The 24,021-nt window shown below is 63.4% G+C and carries 19 protein-coding genes; 10 read left to right on the top strand and 9 right to left on the bottom strand.

Annotation, left to right across the window (positions count from 1 at the left end):
- Window positions 1–49: 49 nt before the first annotated feature.
- Window positions 50–538: an RNase H family protein gene (locus ACT6VE_RS04385; protein ID WP_444797377.1), complete on the bottom strand. Its 489-nt coding sequence runs from the start codon at window positions 536–538 to the stop codon at window positions 50–52.
- Between the two features lie 83 nt (window positions 539–621).
- Window positions 622–3,219, bottom strand: coding sequence for a cell cycle histidine kinase CckA (gene cckA, locus ACT6VE_RS04380; protein WP_444797376.1), 2,598 nt, complete (start codon window positions 3,217–3,219; stop codon window positions 622–624).
- A gap of 296 nt (window positions 3,220–3,515) precedes the next feature.
- On the opposite strand from cckA, the gene ACT6VE_RS04375 reads away from it, so the two are divergent.
- Window positions 3,516–4,481, top strand: a complete 966-nt coding sequence (locus tag ACT6VE_RS04375) for a flagellar biosynthetic protein FliO (protein WP_444797375.1) — start codon at window positions 3,516–3,518, stop codon at window positions 4,479–4,481.
- 226 nt (window positions 4,482–4,707) lie between these two features.
- On the opposite strand, the gene dksA is transcribed toward ACT6VE_RS04375, so the two are convergent.
- Window positions 4,708–5,127, bottom strand: coding sequence for an RNA polymerase-binding protein DksA (gene dksA / locus ACT6VE_RS04370; RefSeq protein ID WP_444797374.1), 420 nt, complete (start codon window positions 5,125–5,127; stop codon window positions 4,708–4,710).
- Between the two features lie 362 nt (window positions 5,128–5,489).
- On the opposite strand from dksA, the gene ACT6VE_RS04365 reads away from it, so the two are divergent.
- The 5 genes from ACT6VE_RS04365 (at window position 5,490) to ACT6VE_RS04345 (ending at window position 11,360) form a co-directional block, all read left to right on the top strand.
- On the top strand, window positions 5,490–7,460 hold the full coding sequence (locus ACT6VE_RS04365; protein ID WP_444797373.1) for a putative bifunctional diguanylate cyclase/phosphodiesterase: 1,971 nt from the start codon (window positions 5,490–5,492) through the stop codon (window positions 7,458–7,460).
- Window positions 7,461–7,533: 73 nt separating this feature from the next.
- Entirely contained in the window at window positions 7,534–8,058 is a 525-nt protein-coding gene (locus ACT6VE_RS04360; RefSeq protein ID WP_444797372.1) for a SixA phosphatase family protein, read from the top strand.
- Between the two features lie 69 nt (window positions 8,059–8,127).
- The gene (locus ACT6VE_RS04355; RefSeq protein ID WP_444797371.1) at window positions 8,128–9,603 is read left to right on the top strand and encodes a YcjX family protein; all 1,476 of its coding nucleotides are present in this window, start codon (window positions 8,128–8,130) and stop codon (window positions 9,601–9,603) included.
- On the top strand, window positions 9,600–10,664 hold the full coding sequence (locus ACT6VE_RS04350) for a YcjF family protein (protein ID WP_444797370.1): 1,065 nt from the start codon (window positions 9,600–9,602) through the stop codon (window positions 10,662–10,664). The genes ACT6VE_RS04355 and ACT6VE_RS04350 overlap by 4 nt, the downstream gene beginning before the upstream one ends.
- Before the next feature lie 147 nt (window positions 10,665–10,811).
- Entirely contained in the window at window positions 10,812–11,360 is a 549-nt protein-coding gene (locus ACT6VE_RS04345; RefSeq protein ID WP_444797369.1) for a hypothetical protein, read from the top strand.
- Here ACT6VE_RS04345 and folK read toward each other — a convergent pair.
- Genes folK through folP form a run of 3 tightly spaced genes read right to left on the bottom strand, consistent with a single transcriptional unit; the run spans window position 11,353 to window position 13,129 of the window.
- A complete protein-coding gene (folK, locus tag ACT6VE_RS04340; RefSeq protein ID WP_444797368.1) occupies window positions 11,353–11,874 on the bottom strand; it encodes a 2-amino-4-hydroxy-6-hydroxymethyldihydropteridine diphosphokinase in 522 nt (173 codons plus the stop codon). The two genes, ACT6VE_RS04345 and folK, sit on opposite strands and share 8 nt — an antisense overlap.
- Window positions 11,864–12,232: a dihydroneopterin aldolase gene (gene folB / locus ACT6VE_RS04335; RefSeq protein ID WP_160856613.1), complete on the bottom strand. Its 369-nt coding sequence runs from the start codon at window positions 12,230–12,232 to the stop codon at window positions 11,864–11,866. Before folB ends, folK begins: the two co-directional genes overlap by 11 nt.
- Window positions 12,233–12,256: 24 nt before the next feature.
- Complete coding sequence (folP, locus tag ACT6VE_RS04330; RefSeq protein ID WP_444797367.1) at window positions 12,257–13,129, bottom strand: dihydropteroate synthase; 873 nt, start codon at window positions 13,127–13,129, stop codon at window positions 12,257–12,259.
- Between the two features lie 238 nt (window positions 13,130–13,367).
- Between folP and ACT6VE_RS04325 the strand changes: the two genes are divergently transcribed.
- Window positions 13,368–13,979, top strand: a complete 612-nt coding sequence (locus tag ACT6VE_RS04325; RefSeq protein WP_444797366.1) for a DUF922 domain-containing Zn-dependent protease — start codon at window positions 13,368–13,370, stop codon at window positions 13,977–13,979.
- Between the two features lie 312 nt (window positions 13,980–14,291).
- Here ACT6VE_RS04325 and ACT6VE_RS04320 read toward each other — a convergent pair whose 3' ends face one another.
- The 3 genes from ACT6VE_RS04320 to ACT6VE_RS04310 form a co-directional block, all read right to left on the bottom strand.
- Entirely contained in the window at window positions 14,292–14,975 is a 684-nt protein-coding gene (locus ACT6VE_RS04320; protein ID WP_444797365.1) for an NAD(P)/FAD-dependent oxidoreductase, read from the bottom strand.
- 25 nt (window positions 14,976–15,000) lie between these two features.
- Window positions 15,001–15,321: a 2Fe-2S iron-sulfur cluster-binding protein gene (locus ACT6VE_RS04315; protein ID WP_069058570.1), complete on the bottom strand. Its 321-nt coding sequence runs from the start codon at window positions 15,319–15,321 to the stop codon at window positions 15,001–15,003.
- Between the two features lie 205 nt (window positions 15,322–15,526).
- Window positions 15,527–15,895 (bottom strand): Hpt domain-containing protein, encoded by a 369-nt coding sequence (locus ACT6VE_RS04310; protein ID WP_069058569.1) that lies wholly within the window; start codon window positions 15,893–15,895, stop codon window positions 15,527–15,529.
- A gap of 60 nt (window positions 15,896–15,955) precedes the next feature.
- Here ACT6VE_RS04310 and ACT6VE_RS04305 point away from each other — a divergent pair, with 60 nt between their 5' ends.
- The 3 genes from ACT6VE_RS04305 to ACT6VE_RS04295 all read left to right on the top strand — a co-directional run bounded on the left by ACT6VE_RS04305 (window position 15,956) and on the right by ACT6VE_RS04295 (window position 23,917).
- A complete protein-coding gene (locus tag ACT6VE_RS04305; protein ID WP_444797364.1) occupies window positions 15,956–16,285 on the top strand; it encodes a hypothetical protein in 330 nt (109 codons plus the stop codon).
- A gap of 137 nt (window positions 16,286–16,422) precedes the next feature.
- The gene (locus ACT6VE_RS04300; protein WP_444797363.1) at window positions 16,423–22,698 is read left to right on the top strand and encodes an apolipoprotein A-IV repeat region-like domain-containing protein; all 6,276 of its coding nucleotides are present in this window, start codon (window positions 16,423–16,425) and stop codon (window positions 22,696–22,698) included.
- A gap of 244 nt (window positions 22,699–22,942) precedes the next feature.
- Window positions 22,943–23,917: a Tim44 domain-containing protein gene (locus tag ACT6VE_RS04295; protein WP_444797362.1), complete on the top strand. Its 975-nt coding sequence runs from the start codon at window positions 22,943–22,945 to the stop codon at window positions 23,915–23,917.
- Window positions 23,918–24,021 lie beyond the last annotated feature (104 nt).

Below are 24,021 nucleotides of genomic sequence, written 5' to 3'. Positions count from 1 at the left end.
GATAATGCGGGAAAAACAAGAATCTAAAGCAATTCCGGTGAGCCAGATTTTACCGGAATTGCTTTAGTGTACGAAGGTTGGCGGCGGCCCGGGCGATCGTGTCTGCGAGTTCGTTGCCTTCGATGCCATCGTGCCCTCGGCACCATTCAACGCGAAGGCCGGGGTTAGCGCTGAGCTGGCGGTCGAGCTCCTGCCATAGGGCAACGTCCGGTATCGCCCGCTTCCTCTTCCGGAAATTCGGCTCGATCCGTCGCCAATCGTTGTTTCGCCAGATCGGCCTGAAACGCCGACAGCCTTCTTCTGCCCGGCTGGAGTCGGTCCAGATCGTGGCAGGTGCGCCACGCCATTCCGTATTGATCCAGATCACAGCCTTCAGGATAGCCAGCACTTCGAACGTGTTGTTCGAATCTCCCGGGGCAGAGCCGTGATCGCGCTGGATTTCACGCCCTGCCTGAAACGCGACGAACGCCCAGCCTCCAACCGATAGTCGGGGATTGAAAGAGCCATCGGCGAAGACGTCGATAAAATCGCGTTCCATGAAGGGACACAGTCCGGCATGACGAGGATTGAGCATTGTAGAAGACAAAGCTCAGCTCAGCTTGGGTTCGGGCTACACCCGCCTCACGCGTCCAGCATCTCCCGCACCGCCTCTGCCAATTGCTTCAGCGAGAACGGCTTCGGCAGGAAGCCGAATTTGGCATCTGCCGGGAGGTTGCGGGCGAAGGCGTCTTCGGCGTAGCCGGAGACGAAGATGAACTTCATGTCGGGATAGGTTTTGCGCAGCTCGCGCAAGAGCGTCGGGCCGTCCATTTCGGGCATGACGACGTCGGAGACGACGATGTCGACGGCGCCGTTCAGGTCTTCCATGATTTCGAGCGCCTCGACGCCGGAGCCGGCCTCGTGCACCGTATAGCCGCGAGTTTCCAGCATGCGCTTGCCACCGCGCCGCACCGCCTCCTCGTCCTCGACGAGCAGCACGACGGCCGAGCCGCCGGTGAGGTCGCGCGGTTCCTTTTCCACGACCTGCACGGCCGGCAGCTGCGCTGCACTGGCAACGGCCGCGGCCTCCACCGTCACGACGTCTTCGATATGGCGCGGCATTAGGATGCGGAAAGTCGTGCCCTTGCCGACTTCGGAATCGAGATAGATGTAACCGCCGGTCTGTTTGACGATGCCGTAGACCATGGAGAGGCCAAGACCGGTGCCCTTGCCGACTTCCTTGGTCGTGAAGAACGGCTCGAAAATCTTGTCGATGATTTCCGGCGGAATGCCGGTGCCCTTGTCAGCGACTTCGACTTCCACATAGTCGCCCGGTGGCAGATCGCGCAGGTTCCTTGCGGCAGCCTCTTCCGCTTCGACATTGCGGGTGCGGAAGGTGATGGTACCGCCGTCCGGCATCGCGTCGCGGGCGTTGACGGCAAGGTTGATCAGCACCTGCTCGAACTGGCCGAGATCGGTCTTCACCGCCCAGAGGTCCCGGCCATACGCGACCTCGATCTTGACGTTCGTGCCGGTCATGCGATCAACGAGCATGCGCAGGTCGCCGATGACATCGGTCATGTTCAGCACCGTCGGGCGCATGGTCTGCTTGCGCGAGAAGGCGAGCAACTGGCGCACCAGCACGGCGGCGCGATTGGCGTTGCGCTTGATCTCCATGAGATCGGCAAAACTTGCATCCGCCGGGCGCGCCGACAGCAACAGATGGTCGGAGGACAGCAAGATCGCCGTCAGCACGTTGTTGAAGTCGTGTGCGATGCCGCCGGCGAGCGTGCCGACCGCATTCATCTTCTGCGTCTGCGCCATCTGCGTCTCGAGCGCCCGCTGCTCGGTGATCTCGACGGCGTAGACGATGGCGGCCTCTTCCGGCGCCTCGTCGCTCTGGTCGATGACGGCGTTCACATAGAAGCGGAAATGCCGGCCGTCATCGGCGGGGTGGAGCGAATCGAGCGGCGGAATATCGCCTTGGCGGTCCTTGGCGGCATCGAGCGCGGATTGCAGGCGCAGGCGATCCGTGTCGTGCACGATGGTTTCGAGCTTTGCGCCGCGGTCGATATCGTCGCGCGAGACGACCCCGGAGAACAGCTTCAGGAAGGGCGCGTTGGTGCGCAGGATGCGGCCGTTGCCATCGACGGAGGCGATCGCCATCGGCGTGTTGTTGAAGAAGCGCGTGAAGCGCATGGAGGCGATCGACGCGGACTGATCGCTGTCGCCGCCCTCCTCGCGTGCCAGAACGATCGTACGGCTTTCGCCGGGTGCACCGTCGCGCATGGACGTCACGCGATGCACGATGCGCACGGGTAGGCTCTGACCGTTCGTCTTGCGTAGGTCGAGATCCAGCGTCTCGGTGCGCTTCAGGCCCGGTTCGGCCTGGACGGACTGGATGAGGGAAAGCCCCTCGCCCGCCACCACATCGGCAATCGACAGGGATCCCGGCTGAAATTTCGCAAGATCGATGCCGAGCCATTCGGCAAGCGTGGCATTAAGATAGACGATCTCGCCCTTGCGGCCGGCGGAGAAGAAACCGGCCGGCGCGTGGTCAAGATAGTCGATCGCGTTCTGCAACTCCTTGAAGAAGCGCTCCTGATCGTCCCGTTCGGAGGTGATGTTGGAAATCTGCCAGATGTAGAGCGGCTGTTTGGCCTTCTCGCTGTTCGGGAGAATACGCGCCTTGAGGCGATACCACTGGGCACCTGATCCGGAGGACATGGACGGGTTGAGCGGCTTCTGGACCCGGAACTCCTCGGCCCCCTCCTTGCCCTCGTGCAGGCCGTTCGTGAGGCGATAGACCGATTCGGTGGCGTCGCGGTTGCGCGACAGCAGCGTCTCCAGCGTCTGCACCTCTGCGCCGCCCTTTGCACCCGTCAGCGCCCCATAGGCCATGTTGGCGTAGACAATCCGCCCCTTGCGGTCCGTGATGACAGTTCCGTCCGGGTGGGAATCGAGGAACGAGCGCGCGAGATCGTCGGAGCCCGTCGCCTGCGGCATGAATTCGACGAGGCCGATGAGCGCAGAAACGACGAAGAAGATGCCAGCCATGGCAAGCACGCCGAGCACACCAAGCACGAGTTCGTTATCGAGCTGGTTCTTGAAGACGATAAAAGCGCCGGCGGAAGCCGCGAGCACGACGGCAAGCAGCACGACGCGAACCGCCACAGCCGGCCGCACGCCACGCTCCACGATCGGCAGATTGTCCTCGCCCGGCCGCTTCATCGTCGTCATCAATCCCTCATCTGCAACGGTCCGGCCTTGCGCTTCGCCCGCACCCGATGCCAGAATCATGTTTATCCGCCAGAGGGAAGCGCAGAAAGCCATCGAGGGGAAGCAAGATCACGAATTCACAGGGAATATTCCGCCTGAACCATCGCAATTTCCATAGGATGCCATAGTTAGGCGACGATGACGGCGGCAATAGGTGCTGGACAAGCACGGCGAGGCGCTTGTAGGTCCACGCAAAAAGCCGTCAAATGCAGCCGGTTTGGCGAAAAGCCAATCTGCAGAAAAGGAGTGAGCGCGCCATGTTCCAGGAGATTCTCACAGAGAACGGCACGAAGTTCGCCATCGCGGCCGTGGTGGTGCTGCTCGGCCTCGTCTGCCTCGCGCTGGTGCTCTGGATCATTCGCGGCCGTCCCTCCTCGCCGTTCATTCGTGGCGGGAGAAACCGCACGCCACGCCTTGCCGTGCTCGATGCCGCCGCGATCGATACGCGCCGCCGGCTCGTGCTGGTGCGCCGCGACGACGTGGAACACCTCCTGATGATCGGTGGCCCGACCGACATCGTGATTGAAACCCGCATCGCCATCCCGTCTGCCGAAAATGCCCAGGCCGCGGAGAAACCGCCCCAGAAGATCGAGCGGGCCGAGCCGACGCCCGTGCTGCACGAAACACCTGCCAAGGCGGCAGTCGAGACAGTTGCAGTGGCACGCGCGGCGACAGTTGCCGCGACCGCCACAGACCGTCGCCCAGCCGCCACGCCGGAAGGGGTCTCCGCCATGAGCAAGGTGCTTTATGCAGGCGATGACGGCGGCGGCGCCGCACGCGCCGTTCCGGCACGCACCGCCACGCAGCCCGTGGCAACAAGCCAGCAGCCCCAGACGAGTGCCCAGCAGCGCACGCCCGAACACCGTATCGAGGAAGTTCTGGAGCAAAGCCGCCAGCGTGTGCTCACACAGCAGCCGGCAGCAACGACGACACAGACAGCGACCGGGCAGGTCGGACAGCGCCCGGTGACGACACAGCCCCTCGCCAAGCCAGTTGCTGCAATCGACAATCCGGCGCTTGTCAGCGAGTTCGAGAAGATTCTCGAAGCGGAAATCACCGGTGGTGCCGCCGCGGCCGCCCGCACCACCGCGCAGACAACTGCCAATCCCACCCAGACAGCCATCACCATCGGGCAGGCACAGCCTGTGGCCAAGAGCCGTGAAGAAACCGAAGCGGAAATGACCCGCCTGCTTGGTGAGATTGCAGCGAGCAGGAAGGCATAGCGCCAAGCGCGGCGGGATGGGCACAGATTTCCCAATCCCTGCCAAGCTACCCGAACACCTCGCGCACGAGCTGAAACGCATAAAGAAGCCGCCGGAAACATGTTTCCGGCGGCTTCAGCTATTAGAGTCTTTACATCACGCAATCCGCAACCGACCGGCACCGGAAAATCCGATGCTTGAGATCACGTCCTCTTCCGCCAGCCCTCTTCAAACCGGCAGAAAACGGCTACTCGTCGCGATACACTTTTTCCCGACGCTCGTGGCGCTCCTGCGCCTCGATCGAAAGCGTTGCGATTGGGCGGGCGTCGAGACGCTTGAGGCCGATCGGTTCACCTGTTTCCTCGCAATAACCGTAGGTGCCTTCGTCGAGACGCTGCAACGCCGCATCGATCTTGGAGATCAGCTTGCGTTGGCGGTCGCGTGCTCGAAGTTCGATCGCACGGTCGGTTTCAGAGGAAGCCCGGTCCGCGAGGTCCGGATGGTTGGCGCTTTCTTCCGCCAGATGTCCAAGGGTTTCGCGCGCTTCGCGCAGAATGTCGTTTTTCCAGGCGTTCAGCTTTGCTCGAAAGTAAGCCCGCTGGTTTGCACTCATGAATTCATCGCCCTCATTGAGGACGAAATTGCTAAGATCGATCTTCTCACTCAACGCGATTCTCCTGAAGAACATCTCAAGGCGCGCTGTATATCCCTACAGGTAAGCTGATTCAAGCCTGCTGAAACTTACCCACGGTTTTCGCGTCTGCCTCTATTTTGAACCATGCCAGACTAATATTTCATCAAAATTACACCGGGATGGGGAAACCTGTCTGCCGATGCCCCATCGTATGCCGCATGCCGCCGGGCCAGATGGCCCGCCCGCCGTGCCGCTCTGCCCCAAATATAGGCACGAGATTCTCGACTATTATGGATGCTAAAGCGATTTTCTTTCACGAAGCTGTCCCATCGGCTGATTCAGACTTATTTTAGCAACTCGTGCTTCTCTTCCTCCAGGGCAGGAGCACGCATTGGATGTTCAGCAAGGCGAAAGCCATTCTCACGATCGAATCCGGCAACCCGGAGCTCGTCCAGGCGCAGCTTGTCGCCTTTACCAAGCAGGTGCCGCTGCTCTATTTCATGCTGGTGACGAATACGGTCGCCCTCACCGTCACGCATTTCAACGCCGCCCCCGCCTATCTGACGCTGTATATCCCTTCGGCGCTCTATGCCGTCAGCCTCACCCGGCTGGTCCATTGGTGGTTCAGCCGCGGCCGGCGCTATACGCATGACGAGGCGGTCGGTCGGCTGCGCTCGACCTACCGCCTGACCGCCCTTCTCGGCGCCGGCTTCTGCGCCTGGTCGCTCAGCCTGTTTCCCTATGGCGATGCCTACCAGCAGTCCCATGTTGCCTTCTACATTGCCAACACGGTGATCGGCTGCATCTTCTGCCTCATGCATCTGCGCGCCGCCGCCTTGACGCTGACGGCGATCGTGCTCGGACCGTTCACCGTGTTCTTCGCCGCGTCCGGCAACCCGGTCTTCACGGCGCTCGCGCTCAACGTCGCGCTCGTGACCGTCGCCATGGTCTTCATCCTTCTCACCTATTACCGGGATTTCCGCGCCCTCATACAATCGCAGAAGGAACTGACTGTCCGCCAGGCGGAAACCCAGCGGCTCAGTGACGAGAACCACCGCCTCGCCAATCTCGACAGCCTTACCAATCTGCCGAACCGCCGCCAGTTCCGCGCCGAACTCGAAGGGCGTATCGCCGCGGCCGAAAGAAACCGAACGGGCCTGGCCCTCGGCCTCATCGATCTCGACGGCTTCAAGCCGGTCAACGACACATTCGGCCACGGCATCGGCGACAAACTGCTCGTCGAGGTCGGCGAGCGGCTCTCCGCCTTTGCCGACAGGGGCGTTTTTCCCGCACGCCTTGGCGGTGACGAGTTCGGCATCATTTTTGCGGACACGCCCACCCCGGACAGGCTGCGGCTGCTCGGCGAAGAGATCTGTACGGCGCTCCAGGAACCTTACGCCTTCAACGGGCAGACGCCGCGCGTTTCCGGCTCGCTCGGCATCTCCATCCTCGGTGATGCCGGCACGACCGCCGACCGGCTGTTCGACCGGGCCGATTTCGCACTCTACCTTGCCAAGCAGAATTTTCGCGGCACGACGGTCGTCTTCTCCGCAGAACACGAGGCCGAGATCAACGAGCAGGGACGCGTCCAGCAAGCATTGCTGGGGGCCGATTTCGAAAGCGAAATGCATCTCGTCTTCCAGCCGATGGTCGATGCGGACACCAACGGCATTTTCGCCTATGAGGCGCTCGCCCGCTGGGAAAGCCCTGCTCTAGGCCCCGTCCCGCCCGGCGTCTTCATCCGCGCCGCCGAACACGCGGGCATCATCGGGCGCCTGACGGAAGTGCTGATGCGCAAGGCGCTGGAGGCGGCGCAGACCTGGCCGGCCCATATCCGTCTTTCCATCAATCTGTCGGCCCGTGACGTGGTCTCCAACAAGACCGTCGATGCCCTTCTCGATATCATCGCGGACAGCGGTGTCGACCCCAAGCGTCTCGATGTGGAGGTGACGGAAACGGCTGTCATGCGCAACTTCGCGCTCGCCGCGGACAATATCCGCCGTTTCGCAGACCACGGCATCGGCATTGCCCTCGACGATTTCGGCACCGGCCATTCCAGCCTCAGCTACGTGCACAAGCTGCCGCTCACCAAGATCAAGATCGACCGCGGCTTCATCGTCGACATCACGACGAACGAACTCAGCCGAAGCATCGTCAAGACGATCGTCGACCTGTCTCGCAATATCGGCTGCGTCTGCGTCGTCGAGGGCATGGAAACGCAGGAGCAGGTGGTGGCGTTGCGCGCACTCGGTTGCCGCATGATGCAGGGCTACTATTTCGCACGGCCACAGAAGCTCGAGGATACGCTTGCCTACCAGGCGGTGTCCGACAGCATCGTGAACGCGCCTGTTCGCAAAACCGGTTGATCTTTCCAGCAAGGAAAGACATGACAGGGGACAGCGGTACAGATCCGCGGCCACAGGCGAATGGAGGACAGACTTGGCATCTCTCGGAACGCCCGCCTTCCGGCTCTATATCCTTCGCCATGCCCGTGCCGCCTGGGCCCAACCCGGCCAGTCTGACTTCGATCGCGCTCTCGACGACGACGGTTTTGCCGAAGCCGAAGTGATCGCCGAGGAGGCAGCGGACCAGGGCTACAAGCCGGCTCTCATCATTTCATCGACCGCCGTGCGGTGCCGGCAGACTGCCGAGCCATTCCACCGCACGGTCAGCGAGGAATTGTCGATCGAATACGTCGATTCTCTCTATTCGGGCACCGTCGATGCCTACGCCGAACTGGCCTTCGCGGACCGGCCGGAAACCTCGGTGATGATCGTCGGCCACAATCCGATGATCGAGGAATTCTTTCACCGCCTCGTCGGCAAGGAAATTGCCGAAACGGCTGTCCCTTTCGGATTTCCGACGGCGGGTCTTGCCATCCTCGATTTCGACCAACGTCCGACGGAAGAGAACCATGGCGGCGCCTGCCTTGCAGGCTTCATGATGCCGCGCCCCGCCCACTGAGGAAACGGCGGCGCTCTTTTTTTGCCGGATTTCGTTTCCTATATCGTCATCGACGCTGGAAAGAGACCCTTGCCGCCTAGCCTGACCACCCTCACCGACGAAGCCCTGCTCGCGCTCGACGCGCTGACCGGCCGCGCCACAAATCTCGTCAATCCATCGATCCGTCTCGGCGTGACGGGCTTGTCGCGCGCCGGCAAGACGGTTTTCATCTCCTCCCTCGTGCACAATCTGCTGAACGGCGGCCGCCTGCCCCTGTTCGAGGCTGGCCGCTCGGGCCGCGTTTCGAAAATCCAACTGGAACCGCAACCGGACGATGCCGTGCCGCGCTTCCAGTACGAGGATCATATCCGCGCGCTTGTCGCCGACCGCGTCTGGCCGGATTCGACACGCGCCATCTCGCAGCTGCGCATCACGCTCGACTACGAAAGCGCATCCGGCTGGGGCCGCCTGTTTTCGCCAGGCAAACTCGCAATCGACATCGTCGATTATCCCGGCGAATGGCTGCTCGACCTGCCGCTGCTCGCGCAGGATTTTCGCACCTTCAGCGCAAACACGGTGGCGCTCGCGCAATCGGGCATCCGCGCGGAACTCGCCCGGGAATGGCTGGCACTGTCCAGCACGGTCGATCCCGCCGCGACCGCGCAGGAGGCAACCGCCCGTTCGCTCGCGGACGCCTTCACCGCCTATCTGAAGGCCTGCAAATCCGACGAACGCTCGCTGTCCACCCTGCCGCCCGGCCGTTTCCTCATGCCGGGCGACCTCGAAGGCTCGCCCGCCCTGACCTTCGCCCCGCTGCCGAACCTGCGCGACGGCCGTCCGGAAAAAGGCTCGCTGCATGCGATGATGGAGCGGCGCTACGAGGCCTACAAGAGCCATGTGGTCCGCCCGTTCTTCCGCGAGCACTTTGCTCGCCTCGATCGGCAGATCGTGCTCATCGATGCGCTGCAGGCCATCAATCGCGGTGCCGAGGCGGTGCATGATCTCGAACGCGCCCTCGGCGACGTGCTCGACTGTTTCCGCGCCGGCCAGAACAGCTTTCTCTCCTCCTTCGTGACGCGCCGCATCGACCGCATCGTGATTGCCGCCACCAAGGCCGATCATCTGCATCATGAAAGCCATCCGCGGCTGGAAGCCGTCACCCGCCGGCTGGTGGAGCGCGCCATCGAGCGCATCGGCATGAGCGGTGCCGGTATCGAGGTGATGGCGCTCGCCTCCGTGCGCGCCACCCGCGAGGCGACCGTCAAGCATGACGGCGAGGACCTGCCGGTCATCGTCGGCGTGCCGATGGCGGGCGAGAAGATCAATGGCGAAATCTTTGACGGCGAGCGGAAAACAGCGATATTTCCCGGCGACTTGCCGGCGAATCCGGATTCACTTTTTCAAGCACTTGAATCACAGTCCGAAGGTGAAGCACCCCATCTTCTGAACTTCGTGCGCTTCCGCCCGCCGCATATCGAGGAGACTGGCGGCGGCCTGAAATTGTCGGTGCCGCACATCCGTCTCGACCGCGCGCTGCAATACCTGATCGGAGACCGGCTCGCATGAACGACCGTCCGCGCAAGCCCGCCGCCTTCTCGCTTCCCCCGGATGCAACAGCAAAACAACCGGAGCGCACCGCGCCACGCGCGCCCGCCGCCTTTGACGATGCGGTCACGCTGACGCCCGACGCCGAAGATCCCTTCATCGCAACGACGGCAGATCTGCCGGACCTCCTGCCACCGGTCGCCACACCCCGCCCGCGCCGCATCACACTCGGCCGGATCGCCTTCGGCGCCCTTGGCCTGCTCCTGTCGCTCGCCATCGGCCTGTGGGTCGATGCTTTGATCCGCGACCTCTTCAACCGCAACGACTGGCTTGGCTACCTCGCCATCACCGCCGCGGCGATTGCCGTTCTCGCGCTCCTCGGCATGGTCATGCGCGAATTGATCGGCCTGCGCCGGCTCGCCGCCGTTCAGGATATCAAGCACGACGTTGCCGAAGCCGCCTTATCGCCGACACCGTCAGTCGGCCGAGCCATCGTCGCCCGCCTCGTGCATCTGCTCGCCGCCCGACCCCAGACGGCACGCGGGCGGGCGCGGCTTGCCGAGACTGAGGGCGAGATCATCGACGCCGCCCATCTTATCGATCTTGCGGAGCGCGAACTGATGACGCCGCTCGACCGCGAGGCGCGCGCCCTCATCCTCGGTGCCGCCAAACGCGTGTCCATCGTCACGGCGGTCAGCCCGCGCGCTTTGGTCGATCTCGGCTATGTCGTCTACGAGAGCAGCCGGCTGGTGCGCAGCATGGCGGAACTCTATGGCGGCAGGCCGGGCAAGATCGGCATGCTGCGCCTGATGCGGGACGTCATCGCCCACCTCGCCGTCACCGGTTCGATTGCCATGGGTGACAGTATCGTGCAGCAGGTGCTCGGCCACGGGCTTGCGTCAAAACTCTCCGCACGGCTTGGCGAAGGCGTCATCAACGGCCTGATGACGGCGCGAATCGGCATCGCTGCCATGGACCTGTGCCGCCCCATGCCCTTCCGCTCGCTGAAACGGCCCGGCATCGGCGATTTCATCGGCGACCTGACGCCTGGCGCCTCGGGACGTCGTCGCGACGAAGCGTGACCGACGAGCAACACGCCGGATTCCCGGACGGACAAACCTGTCAAATGACAGGGGGCAAGGCCGCTGGAAACTGTCCATTAACCATTTTCGCGCAAATCTCGTGACACTAAAGCAGGCCAAAAGGCCGTCGCCTATCAAGGATCGTTCATGTACCCGCGCACCTCTTTGATCGCCCGCGCCTCCGTAGCGGCCTTTCTCGCAGCCACCACTCTCGCTCTGCCGGCCTCCGCCGGATCGCGCGACAAGGCATTTTTCGAGCAGGTCACCGGCAACTGGCAGGGCAAGGGCGAAATCGTCGCCGGAAAATACAAGGGGACCAAGTTCTCCTGTGACCTGACGGGCGACACCGCACCGGCAAAAAGCGCCGGCATCCAGCTCGACGGCTTCTGCCGCGTCGGCGTCTTCAAGCAGCCGATGTCGGCGCTGATCACCAAGGCGGGCAGCGGCTATACCGGCAAGTTCCTGGATGGCGCTTCCGGCAAGGGTCTCGATATCACCTCCGGCCAGGTCAGCGGCAACAAGGTCGTCGTCGGCATCAACCGCCAGAAGCTGAACGGCGCGATGATCGCCCGCCTCGAGAGCGACAACAAGCTGAACATCACCATTTCGGTGAAGGTCGAAAACAGGATGATCCCGGTCATCGGCGTGTCGCTCGACCGCAATCTCGACGACATCGCCGTCGGTTCGATCAAGTAATCGTCTTCCACCATTCTGAGCCGGCGCTCGCCGGCTCGATACCCGCGACATCAGCATCCTTCAGCCAGGATTCCACCGTGCGCCCCTGCACTTCCAGTCCGGGCGCCACGTCGGCCAGCGGCATCAGCACGAAGCCGCGCCCCGTCATGCGCGGATGCGGAAGTTCCAGCCGTACGCCGGCCTGCTCCACACCCTCATAGGTCAGCACATCGATATCGATGGTGCGCGGTCCCCAGCGCTCCTTGCGTTCACGCTTCATGTCGCGTTCGATGGCAAGGCAGGTGTCGAGCAGCGGCTCGGCCCCTAGCCTTGTTTCGATCAGCGCACAGGCATTGAAGAACCAGTCCTGGTCCGTCTTGCCCCAGGGCGGCGTCCGGTAGAGACGCGATACGGCAACGACACGGCAATCCGGCCGCGCGTCAAGCGCCCGCAAAGCCTCGGCCATTGCACGGACAGGATCGCCGATATTGCCGCCAAGGCCGAGCGTGGCCCGGCGGAAGGGCTCAGACGACATGATCGACCGTCACCTGGACATAGTCGAGTACGCCGGGTACCGGCGCGTTCGGTTTTCTCACCGTGATCCGCGCGCGGGAAATCTGCGGGAAGCGCGCACAGAGGACGGTGGCGATCTCCTGGGCGAGCGCCTCGATCAGATACCGGCGCTGGCCGGTGACGATCTTTTCGATCTCCTGGAAAGCGACGCCGTAGTCGACGGTCGATTCGATCGCGTCGTCCGAAAGCGGCTGCAAAGGCCGGACGTCGAGTTCGGCATCGACGAAAAAACGTTGCCCCAAAAACTCTTCCGCATCGTGCAGGCCGTGGCGGGCGAAGAAGGCACAGTTCTTGAGCGTGATCGTGTAGCTGGTGGTCATGGTTTCATCCTGTCTGGCTGGGTATCAGGCACGCTCCTCGCGCGCCCTCACCTTGCGCTCCGCGGCGAGCATAGCATCCGCCATGGCAAGCGCATCCCTGTTGATTGCGACATCATGCACCCGGAATACCGCCGCGCCGGCGATGCGCAGAAGCGCGGTCGTCGCGGCCGTGCCGGCGTCCCGGTCCGCCGCCTCACGGCCGGTGACAGTGCCGACGAAGCGCTTGCGCGAGGTTCCGGCGAGAATGGGCCGTTCGAAACCGTAAAGCTCGCCGAAACGCGCCATCAGTTCGAGGTTTTCATCGGTATCCTTGGCAAAGCCGAATCCCGGATCGAGCACGATCGCCTCACGGGCAACGTTCGCCTCGCGCGCGATCTCGAGCGAGCGGCCAAGGAAGAGATACTGGTCCTCCACCACATCCGGCCGTTTTTCCCGGTCACGCCCGGTATGCATGATGCAAAGGCCAGCGCCTGTCTCGGCGGCGACGCGGGCAATATCCGGTTCGCGCTGCAGGCCATGCACGTCATTGACGATATGGGCGCCGGCCGCGACCGCAAGCCGGGCGGTTTCGGCACGGTAAGTATCGACGGAGATGATGGCGTCGGTCGTGCCGGCAAGCGCCTCGATGACGGGAAGAATGCGGTCCTGCTCCTCGGCCGCCGTCACGGATGCAGCGCCCGGGCGGGTCGATTCCCCGCCGATATCGATGATTTCCGCGCCCTGTTCCAGGCAGAGGATCGCCTGCGCCACCGCAGCATCGGCGCTGTCGAACCGGCCGCCATCGGAAAAGGAATCGGGCGTCACATTGACGATCGCCATGAGAATGCCACGCGGCCCGAGCTCCAGGTGGCGGCTATGGGCAAGCGCCCAGCGGGAGGGATCGAACGGCGAAAACATGGCGGTTTCCCTCGACGGTTAAGAAAAGCACCGGGCGTGTGAAAAACGCCGTAGCACCTTGAATCTGGTGAACAACCTTAGTTTTTAATCAACCGATCTGAAACTAGGGTTCTTCCGCGGCGCCCGGAAAGGGTGTTGCGCTTGCGGAGCCTATGCCCCAAGCTTAAAGGAAGTTCAACCGGCCGTTTGGCTGGCACACCATCAGGGAAACCCGATGGCGAAAGGAATGCTGATCCGAATGAAGACCATCGCTCACCTGATGGCCCTTGCCGCCCTCGCCTGCCTCGCCGTTCAGCCGGCGCGCGCCGAGACGATCACCTCGAAAACCTTTGCCTATTTTTCCGTCGGTGGGCGCACGGCGGCCGAACTCGACGAAGAACTGTCCAAGCGCGGACCCGTGATGAAACACAGCGGATCACGCCATCCCGGCGCGACGAAGATCAAGTGGGGCGGCTCGGTAACCTATGTGCGCCGCGGCGACCGTTGCGCCGTCGGTGAGGCGAAGGTGACGCTGTCCACGCAGATCATCCTTCCCCGCTGGAAGAACCGCAAACGCGCCACCGAATCGCTCGCCCTAATCTGGGACACGCTGGCAAGTGACATCAAGCGGCACGAGGAACGCCACGCCGAAATCGCCCGCACCCATGCCCGCACCCTCGAACGCACCCTGAAGACCCTGCGTCCGGAGGCCGACTGCGAACGCATGCAGGCCCGCGTCGACCGGGTGACGGCCGACGCCGTTTCCAAGCATGATGCCGACCAGGCACGCTTCGACCGCGTCGAGTCCAAGAACTTCAACGACCGGATGATGCGGCTATTGACGCACCGGCTGAAGAGCAGACTTCAGTAAAGGCCAAGCGGCCGTTCATGTACTTCTTGAAAGAGTTTGAATGGATTCGGACCGGGCCAAGGCCCGGGCCGTTCTCGATGCATGAAATGACTGGTTAATTTTAGCGATAGCGCAATTCCGCAAATCACCGTATTTTCATGTCAACAGTGAACGGGAAGAGGGTTTTTCCTTCCCGCAGTAGCATGAAACAGTTTGTAACAGGTTCTCCTGGCGCGTCCATTAAAGCAGCAGGTGTCTCCTCCCTCTCCTGTTGCGATGCGCCCTACTGGCCTCGCTCGTCTTGATCGACCGGCGAGGCTTTTTTTTGCTCGTCTATTCTTTGCCGGAGCCCGCGCCTTCGATTTTCTTCTTCAGGCGTGAAGACGAGGTCGTGTATTCCAGTGTCGTGCGCCCTCCCGGAAAACAGAGGCGCCGCACCGCCTGCGTCATCAGCGCCGCCTCGTGGAAGCCGGAGAGGATAAGCCGCAGTTTCCCCGGATACTGGCTGGCATCGCCGATGGCAAAGACACCCGGCTGCGATGTCTCGAAACGCTCCGGATCCACGGTGAAGGCATCGCCCGAACGCTCCAGCGGCCAGGCCGGGGCCGGGCCAACCTCAAGCGAGGGCTCTCCCGCGCTGGGCACAAAGGTGCCGAGACCGGTGGCGACCACCACGACGCTCGCACCAAGCAACGCACCGTCTTTCAAAGCCACCTGAAAGCGCCCATCCGGCTGCTGCGCGAAGCCGGTAACGGTCGACGCAAACCGAAACCGGGGCGAAAAAGGCGCGATCTGCTCAAGCAAACGATCGGTCAGCTCCAGCCCGTCGATCTTCGGGAAGCCCGGGACGTCATAGATCGGCTTGTCGGGATAAAGCACGGCGCATTGGCCGCCGGCGCGGTCGAGGCTGTCGACCAGCGTGCATGTCAGGCCGTACAGTCCGAGCTGAAAGACGGAAAAAAGCGCAACCGGTCCCGCGCCTACCAGAACCACATCGGTGTCAGTGGCGGGCTCCATTCAACGCTCCGAAAAAAGGATGATGTCAGGCCTGGCGTTCCGGCACGTGAACCACGAGCCCGTCGAACGCATCCGACATCTTGATCTGACAGGAAAGCCGCGAGGTCGGGCGGACGTCATAGGCGAAGTCCAGCATGTCCTCTTCCATCGCTTCCGGCGGGCCGACGATCGCGCTCCAGGCATCGTCGACATAGACGTGGCAGGTCGCGCAGGCGCAGGCGCCGCCGCATTCGGCTTCGATGCCGGGCACGGAGTTGCGCACGGCATTTTCCATGACCGTGGAGCCTTTGGCGACATCGAGTTCGTGGCGCGTGCCATCGAAGGCGACGATGGTGAGTTTGCTCATGATGGGTTCCGGATCCTCAAGGCTGCCCGGAGCGGGCGAATGGCTGACCGGCGGAGGGACGGTGCCGCACCGCCAGCTTTCTGGCGGACGTTTCCAACAAAACCCCTCCCCAGTCAACATCGCCGGCCGGCCCGGCCTTCACTGGTCCGGGCGCGGCATCGGCTTTTCCCGCCGCGCCAGTCGATCGGCGACTGGCCTGCGACGATCAGCGGCAGAGCTTGAGGATGAAGTTTTCCGCCTCGACAACGGCCGCGGTCACGCTCGCAAGGGCGATGGCATTGGCGGGATTTTCCTCCAGCGCCTCGGCTGCCTTGCTGACGGCCGTGGCGCCGACGGACTGGGCAGAGCCCTTCAGGCGGTGCGCGACAGCTGCACGCGCAGCGCCTTCCGAGCCAGCGATTTCCTTCATGCTCTCGCGGGCCTGGCGCGCGAACATCTGCAGCACTTCCAGTTCCAGCACCTTGTCGCCCATGGTCTGTCGGGCGAGGTGTATCAGATCGATCGGCCGTCCATTTGAGGGACACATGCCGCCTGCATTATCGGGCGCCTCGAATGCGATGTTGAGCGCTGCCATTTGCCAATATCCTTATCTACGCTACGTACGCTTGTTTCATTGTGATGCACGCAGATGCCGATGCGGTCCGGCGTTTTCGCCGCGTATCCGCAAGAACATGGGACAGCTATTCTGCGCCGCCGGCGCGCCTATCCGATTAAAAGACGGCGCAAAGTGGGCATGAATCGCAAACTATGGTTAACGGCTGAAAATTCGCCATTTTCCCAAGTTTTCCATTGCGATACAGATTCGCTGGAAATTAACTTCCTGTTAAGTTTCGGGCTAAGGGAGATGGCAATGAATTGTGTGATACAGGCTAATGTGTCACTACGATACGACCGGATATTCCCGGTGGATAAACCGTGGGCGGAGTACACCATTTCGTCCTTCGGGGTTATCGAGCGAATTTGAAATGAACGGGGGCCTGGACGCTGCTTGCCATGAGGGTATGCAGCAAGACCGGCCACCAACCGGACGGTTCGAATGCGCCTGAGCAGCGGCAGCGCGCACGAAGCCCGATCCTGGACATGGTAACGAGGCGTATCCGCATGGCGACGAACAAGTCTATCGAGTCGATCGACGAAAAGGCCTTCCAGGCCCTCGAAGAAGCACTGAAAATCGACTTTGACGATCTAACGCCAGAGACGCCCTCGAAGAAGGACGCTTCGGAGGCCCATGTCTCTGAGCCAGCAAGCCGCATTCCGAACAAGACGCAGGAAAAGCCCGTAACCCGCCCCGCAACGGGCGAGACGGCGCGCAACCTGAGCCCCGAGCCTGCCCCGAAGACGCCTGCCTTCACCCCCGCCAATGACGGTTCCCGCAAGACGCCGGCCGCGATCCTGAAGTCGCTCGACGTACGCTCGGGCCGCGCGCCGATCCGCATGGCGGTCCTCGCCTCCATCCTCTGGGTCATCGGCGGCCTCGGCGTCGCGAACCTGCTTTATGCACCGCAGATCTGGCAGATTCGGTCCATCGCCGATCTCGTGGCGCTTCCCGGCGCCATCGGCATGGTCGTGGCCATCATCATGCCGATCATGCTGTTCTTCGCTTTCGCAATCATGATCGCCCGTGCCCATGAACTGCGCAACGCCGCCCGCTCGATGGCCGAAGTCGCCCTGCGCCTCTCCGAGCCGGAAACGGTCGCCTCCGATCGCATCATGTCCGTCGGCCAGGCCGTGCGCCGCGAAGTGTCGGCAATGAACGAAGGCATCGAGCGCACGATCGCCCGTGCGACCGAGCTCGAAACCCTCGTTCATTCCGAAGTCAACGCGCTCGAACGCAGCTATTCGGACAACGAAATGCGTGTGCGCACGCTGGTGCAGGAACTCGGTTCCGAGCGCGAAGCGATCGTCAGCCACGCCGAGCGCGTCCGCTCCTCCATTTCCGGTGCACACGAACAGCTCAAGGACGAGTTGGCGAGTGCCGGCGAGAGCATCACGCAGCGCCTTGCCACCTCAGGCGAGGCTTTCGCCTCCATGCTCGATACCCGCGCGGCCATGCTGATGGAAAAATCCGACAGCGCCACGCAGACGATCGGCGCCATGCTTTCGGCCCGCACGGACAGCCTCCTGTCGACGCTCAGCTCGTCTGGCCTCGCACTCGCCAACGAGTTCGACACCCGCCTGGATCAGCTCACCCAGAACCTCGATTCGCGCGGTCGCGATCTGCTTCAGCAGTTCGAAACCCGCGCAAGCTCGCTTGATACCAACACGGAAAAACTGAACGCAGCGCTCAACGACCGCGCCAAGCAGCTGAACGAGACGCTGATTGCCCGCACCCGCGAAATCAGCGAAAGCCTGTCCGTCGGCCAGCACGCCGTCACCAATGGCCTCGATCACGTCATTCAGTCGATGAACGCCGCGCTCGACGAAAAGGGCGCGCAGTTCCGCCAGAGCCTCAAGAATGCGGCGGACGATACCGTCATGGATCTTGACCTGCGCACGGGCTTCTTCGACGAGCGCATGCAGACGACCGTCGGCCAGATTGCCGGCGCCTTCGACCAGCGCGTTGAGGAATTCACCCAGGCCTTCGACCAGCGCGCCGGCTCGCTCGACTCCAAGCTGATGGAAAGCCTCGCCCGTATCAATGAGACGGTCGCAAGCGGCCGCGATTCGATCGACGGCATCCTCACCTCCAGCATCGAGCGCCTCGACAACACGCTGACCGACCAGTCCTTCGCGCTCGCCACCAGCCTTGGCACCGGCCAGGAACTCTTCGAGAGCGCCGTCACCGGCCATGCCGACGCGATCACCCATGCGGCGAGCAGCGCGCATGAGCGCATGAGCTCCATCCTTTCGGAAAAGTCCTCCACTCTTCTCGGCGGTCTCGCCGACGTGCAGAACCGTATCGAAAGCGGTTTTGGCGTGCGCGCCGATGCGTTGGCCGAGAGCATTTCGGGCAGCGAACGCCGCCTGACGGAAGCGCTCGATTCCCGTGGCACGGCCATCGCCACCGATATCGAAGCCGCACAGACGCGCATGGAAGATGCGCTTGGTGCCCGCAGCCAGGCATTGGTCGAAAGCATCTCCGACAGCGAACGCCGCCTGACGCAGGCGCTTGAATCCCGTGGCGCAACGATCGCCGGCGATATCCAGGCCGCGCAGGCCCGCATGGAAGAGACACTCGGCGCACGTACCGACGAGATCACCTCGACGATTGCCGCGAGCCATAACCGCATCGACAATGCGCTGTCCCAGCGCACGGCCGCCCTGTCGTCCATGCTGAACGAGACCGGCAGCCAGTTGGAAGAATCGGTCGGCTCGGCCGCAAACCGCGTCGAGACTGCTCTGACGGGTGCTGCCCGCCAGATCGACGAAGTGATCACCGGCCGCACGGCGAACCTCGCCTCCGTGCTCTCCAACAGCGCCGGCTCCATGCTGTCGGCCATCGATACCGCCGCGAACCGCGTTGAAAACGTGCTCACCGAAGGCAGCCAGCAGCTTGGTGGCGTCCTGCACGGTCAGGCCACGGAATTTGCCGATGCCTTCTCCGGCCGCGCTGCCGAAATCGCCGAAGCCCTGTCGGGCCGCGCCTCGGAGCTTGCCGGCTCGCTCGTCTCGACCCACGAGCAGATCCGCGCCACGCTCGACGATCGCATCAACGCCATCAACGTGGCGATCACCGACGGCCGCAACCAGCTCACCGAAACGCTCAACGATCAGGCGACCAACATCGGCACCTCGATCGCCACCAGTGCCGGCATGCTGGAAATGACACTGGAACAGCACGAGGAAACGCTGCGCCGCACGATCGACGGCAGCGCCGCCCTGCTCGACCACCGCGTGCGGGAAAGTGCGGGTGCCGTTGCCGAACGTCTCGGCGAGACCTCGTCCAAGATCGCCGAGGCCGCCAATGCCTTCGGCGCGCGCATGGAACAGACGGTCGACAGCGTCGCGACCCGTTTCGACACGACCGGCAGCAAGCTCGAGGAAAATCTCGGCAAGCTGGAAGCCCGCATCGAACACAGCGTCGAGAACGTTTCCGGTATCGTCGACACCGCGGCAGCACGCATCTCCGATACCCTGTCGGATCGCCTTGCCGATCTCGATCGCGTGGGCAGCGACGTGTCGCTGCGCGTCTCCGACGCCCTCTCCCGCCCGATCGCCGAAGTCGAACGTATCGGTGACGAGACGACGGCCCGCATCGCCGCGGCGCTTGCCGGCCGTGTCGGCGACATCGAACGCGTCAGCGCGGATGCGGCCGAGCGTATCGAAGGTGCGCTTTCGGGCCGAATCACCGATATCGAACGCGTCAGCACCAGCGCCGCAGATCGCATCGAAGGCGCCCTCTCCGGCCGCCTCGATGATATCGAACGGGTGACGGGCGAAGCCGCCCAGCGCATTGATGGCACGCTTGCCGAACGCGCCACCCAGATCGAACGCATTGCCAGCGAAGCCGCCGAGCGCATCGACGGCACGCTTGCAAAGCGTGCCGGCCAGATCGCCCGTGTTGCCAGCGAAGCTGCGGAACGCATCGATGGTACCCTCACAGAGCACGCGGGCCAGATCTCCCGCATCTCCGGCGAAGCCGCAGAACGCATTGATGGCACGCTCACAGAGCATGCGGGCCAGTTCGCCCGTGTCTCTGGAGAAGCCGTGGAACGCATCGGCAGCACCCTTGCTGAGCGCGCCAGCCAGATCGCCCGTGTCACCGGCGAAGCCACAGACCGCATCGGCGGCACTCTTGCGGAGGGCGCCGGCCAGATCGCCCGTGTCACCGGTGAAGCCGCAGACCGCATCGGTGGCACTCTTACGGAGGGCGCCGGTCAGATTGCTCGTGTCACCGGCGAAGCGGCAGACCGCATCGACGGAACGCTTGCCAGCCGGACCGGCGATATCGAGCGGGTTTCCGGCGAGGCCGCCGACCGTATCGCCGCAACCATCGACGAGAAGACCGGCCGCATCGAGGAACGCCTCGGCACGATGGACCGGGCACTGACGATCGGTCTCGACAGCGTCAACCGCACCATCGACGGCAAGGCTGCCGGGCTCGCCCAAACGCTGCGCGATGCCGTCACGCAGGCCGCCCAGGACATGGATGCCGAAGCGATCCGCTCGGCCCAGTCGCTCGCCAAAACCGGTGAGGAATTCGCACATCTCAGCACGTCGCTGCGCGGTGCCGTCTCCCGTGCGGCACAGGACATGGGCGTGGAAGCCCAGCGTGTCGCCGAAAACATCGCCCGCACCGGCGAGGAATTCGCCGACAACCTGTCCGCCCGCAACGAAGCGTTTACCCGCGCCGTCGAGGAAACCACCACCTCTGCCGTCGCCCGCTTCGAAGAAACGGAAGGCCGTCTCGCCAACCAGGCGCAGTCGCTGCGCGCGGGCCTGGGTGACGCCGAAAAGGCGCTGGAAGCGCGTGGCGCCTCCATTCGCTCGACGCTCGACGATCGTACCCGCGAACTCAACTCGATGCTCGCCAGCCGCACGGAAGAACTGTCGCGCCTGATCAACGAGGAAGCCCGCCCGGTCATCGACGACTATGCTGCTGCCGGCCGGGAAGCCGCCGAACGCATCAGCGGCGTCGCCCGCGAAAGCGCCGATCGCCTGCGCAACGAGAATGCTGCGCTCATCAACGCAATCTCGGCCCGCACCTCCGATACGCTCGCCGCAATCTCGGCACGGACGGAAGAAGCTGCCGGCACGATGCGTGCGATCGAAGACGGCCTTCAGGCAAATGTCGAAAGCCTGATCGCCCGCCTTTCGGAAAGCAACGGCGCGATCTCCGGCCTGGTCGATGCCGCCAGCCAGACGCTCGGCGCCATCGACGGCCGCCTGACGAGCACGGCCGAGCACTTCAATGCCTCCGCCGAGCGCGCCTCCGACATGGTCTCCACCACCTCGCGCTTGCTGGAAGGCAAGGTCGATCGCCTTTCCGATATTTCGGCCGGCACGCTCTCGCAGATCGGCGGTATCGTCGGACGCTTCGAGGATCATTCGAAGATCCTGGCCCAGGCCTCCGACCTGCTCGCCGCCGCCCAGTCGAACCTCGTCTCGACGCTGGAAGAGCGTCAGGATGCACTGCGCTCGCTGTCCATCGGCCTGGTGCAGCGCTCGGAAGAGATCGAGAAGACGATGCAGTCGCTCGAAGGCATGGTCGAAGGTGCCTTCAGCCGCGCTGAAGAACGCTCGAACCTGATCGCCGGCAATCTGCGCGGCGGCATCCAGAGTTCGTTCGCCGAAGTCGGCCGCATCCTCGGCGACACGGAGAAGCGCGCCGAAGCGGCCGCAAACACGCTGCGTGATTCGCTGGTCAAGGCCGGTGAAGAAGCAGGCCAGTCCGTCGAGGGCGCCTTCGTGCGCGCCGAGGAGCGGACAAAGGAAGTGGCAAACCGTCTGCGCGGCAGCGTCGGCGCCTCGCTCTCCGATGTCGACCGCCTGCTCACCGAATCCGGCAAGAAGTCCGAAACCGCCACGGCCGTCATGCGCGATGCGATGCGCGAAGCGGTTGAGGAAGCCGTCGGCAAATTCTCCGGTGCAACCGAGGAAATCCGTCGCGCCGCCACCGAGATCCGCAAGGAACTCGACCAGACCCGTGGCGAACTGAAGCGCGGTGCGTTCGATCTGCCGGAAGAAGCCAAGGAAAACGCCGCCCAGATGCGTCGCGCCGTCAGCGAGCAGATCAAGGCCCTGCAGGATCTTTCCGACATCATCGGCAAGTCTTCCTCGGCTCTGGAAGTCTCCCGCCCGGCCGTGCAGGCGACCGTTGTCCAGACACCGGTGCAGCAGCCTCGCGTGTCACCCGCCCGCGAAGAGGCAACACCGCCGCTGCGCGGAAGCCTAGGCCTTGAGCGAGCCGCAACGGCCACCGTGCCGCAGCGCGCGCAGCCCCTGCCCGCCGAAGCCGACAGCAAGACGGCCGGCGAAGGCGGCTGGATGCGCGACCTCCTGCGCGGCGCCGTCTCGCGTGAGGAAGCCCAGTTCGCCCAGCCGCGCGGCGATACCCAGGCTGCCCGTCCCGCCGACAACCGCAATCCGCGCCATGTCGTCGAATCGCTGAACTCCCTCTCGGTCGATATCGCCCGGGCAATCGATCACGACGCCTCGGTCGACCTGTGGCGGCGCTACCAGCGCGGTGAGCGCGACGTCTTCACCCGCCGCCTCTACACGCTGAAGGGCCAGCAGACGTTTGACGAAATCAAGCGCAAGTACGAGCGCGAGCCGGAATTCCGGACCGCCGTCGACCGCTACATCGCGGACTTCGAGAAGCTGCTCGCCGACGTCGCCCGCAATGATCGCGACAAGGCGATGACACAGACCTACCTCACCTCGGATACCGGCAAGGTCTACACCATGCTGGCGCATGCCGCAGGCCGCTTCAGCTAAGCGGATAGGAAACAGAACAGAAGACGGCCGCCGACAAGGCGGCCGTTTTGCTTTGGGGGCTCGCAAGCCAAGGGAATGGAGACGCAAGGAGAGAGGCAGGCCTCGTTGCCGGGCCAATCCGGCCTGGCAGCGGCGCACATTGTCCCACTTTCCTTTTTTCGACGTCCCAAACCTTATAATCCGCCCTGTTACCCTCTATATGCGGTTCGATATGCCGGAACACGCATGGGAGAGAGTGACAAAAATGATTTTGATACAGGGATTTGGGCGCGGGCTGGCCATGCTGGCAATGGCGCTGATGGTGATGATGACGCTGGTGGACGTGGCAGAAGCCCGCCGTGCCGGCAGTGGTTTCGGCAGCCGGGGAACCCGCACATTCTCCACGCCGTCGACCACGCGCGCCGCGCCGACCGATGCCCAGCCGATCGACCGCACGATGACCCGCCAGCAGTCGGCCCAGCCGTCCGCCGGCCGCAACACGAATGCCACCAATCCGCGTCCGGGCCTCTTCGGCGGCTTCGGCGGAAGGCTCCTCGGTGGCCTCATGCTCGGCGGCCTCGTCGGTATGCTGCTTGGCTCCGGGCTCGGCGGTGGCATCGGCTTCCTCGGCCTGATCCTGCAGGTCCTGCTGATCGCCGGTGCCTTCCTGTTGCTGCGCCGCATGTTCGCGCAGAGGAACGCACCCGCCTATGCCGGCGCTGGTGCCCAGCGCAACGCCCATCCGCAGAACGGTGGCTCGGATTTCGAAATCCCGCGCATCGGCGGCGGTAGCCGCCAGGCAACGCAACAGCCGAAGGCCGGCGACGAGATCGGCATCAAGCAGGCCGATCTCGAGCAGTTCGAAAGCATGCTCAAGGAAGTACAGGCGGCCTATGCGACGGAAGATTTCCGCACGCTGCGCCAGATCACCACGCCGGAGGCCATGTCCTATCTCGCGGAAGAGCTCAGCGACAACGCCACGCAGGGCCTGAGAAACGAAGTGCGCGACATCCATCTCGTGCAGGGCGACGTCGCCGAAGCCTGGCGCGAGGGTGCGGACGAATACGCCACCGTCGCCATGCGCTACGAAAGCATCGACGTGATGCGCGAGCGCTCTACCGGCCAGGTCGTTTCCGGCGATCCGGACAATCTCACGGAAGCCGTCGAGATCTGGACCTTCGTGCGCCGCGATGGCGGCGAGTGGAAGGTTTCGGCCATCCAGGGCGTACAAAACGCCTGATACGACAAGGCCGTGCGCTGCAACAGCAGCGCACCGCCTCAAGATCAATTAAAGCAAAAATGGGTAGCGGATTTGGGGCCGGGAATTAGCGAAAAAAAAAAAAT

It is taken from the genome of Shinella sp. (assembly GCF_052438155.1).
Classification (GTDB): Bacteria; Pseudomonadota; Alphaproteobacteria; order Rhizobiales; family Rhizobiaceae; genus Shinella.
This window is presented reverse-complemented; position numbering and strand designations above follow the sequence as displayed.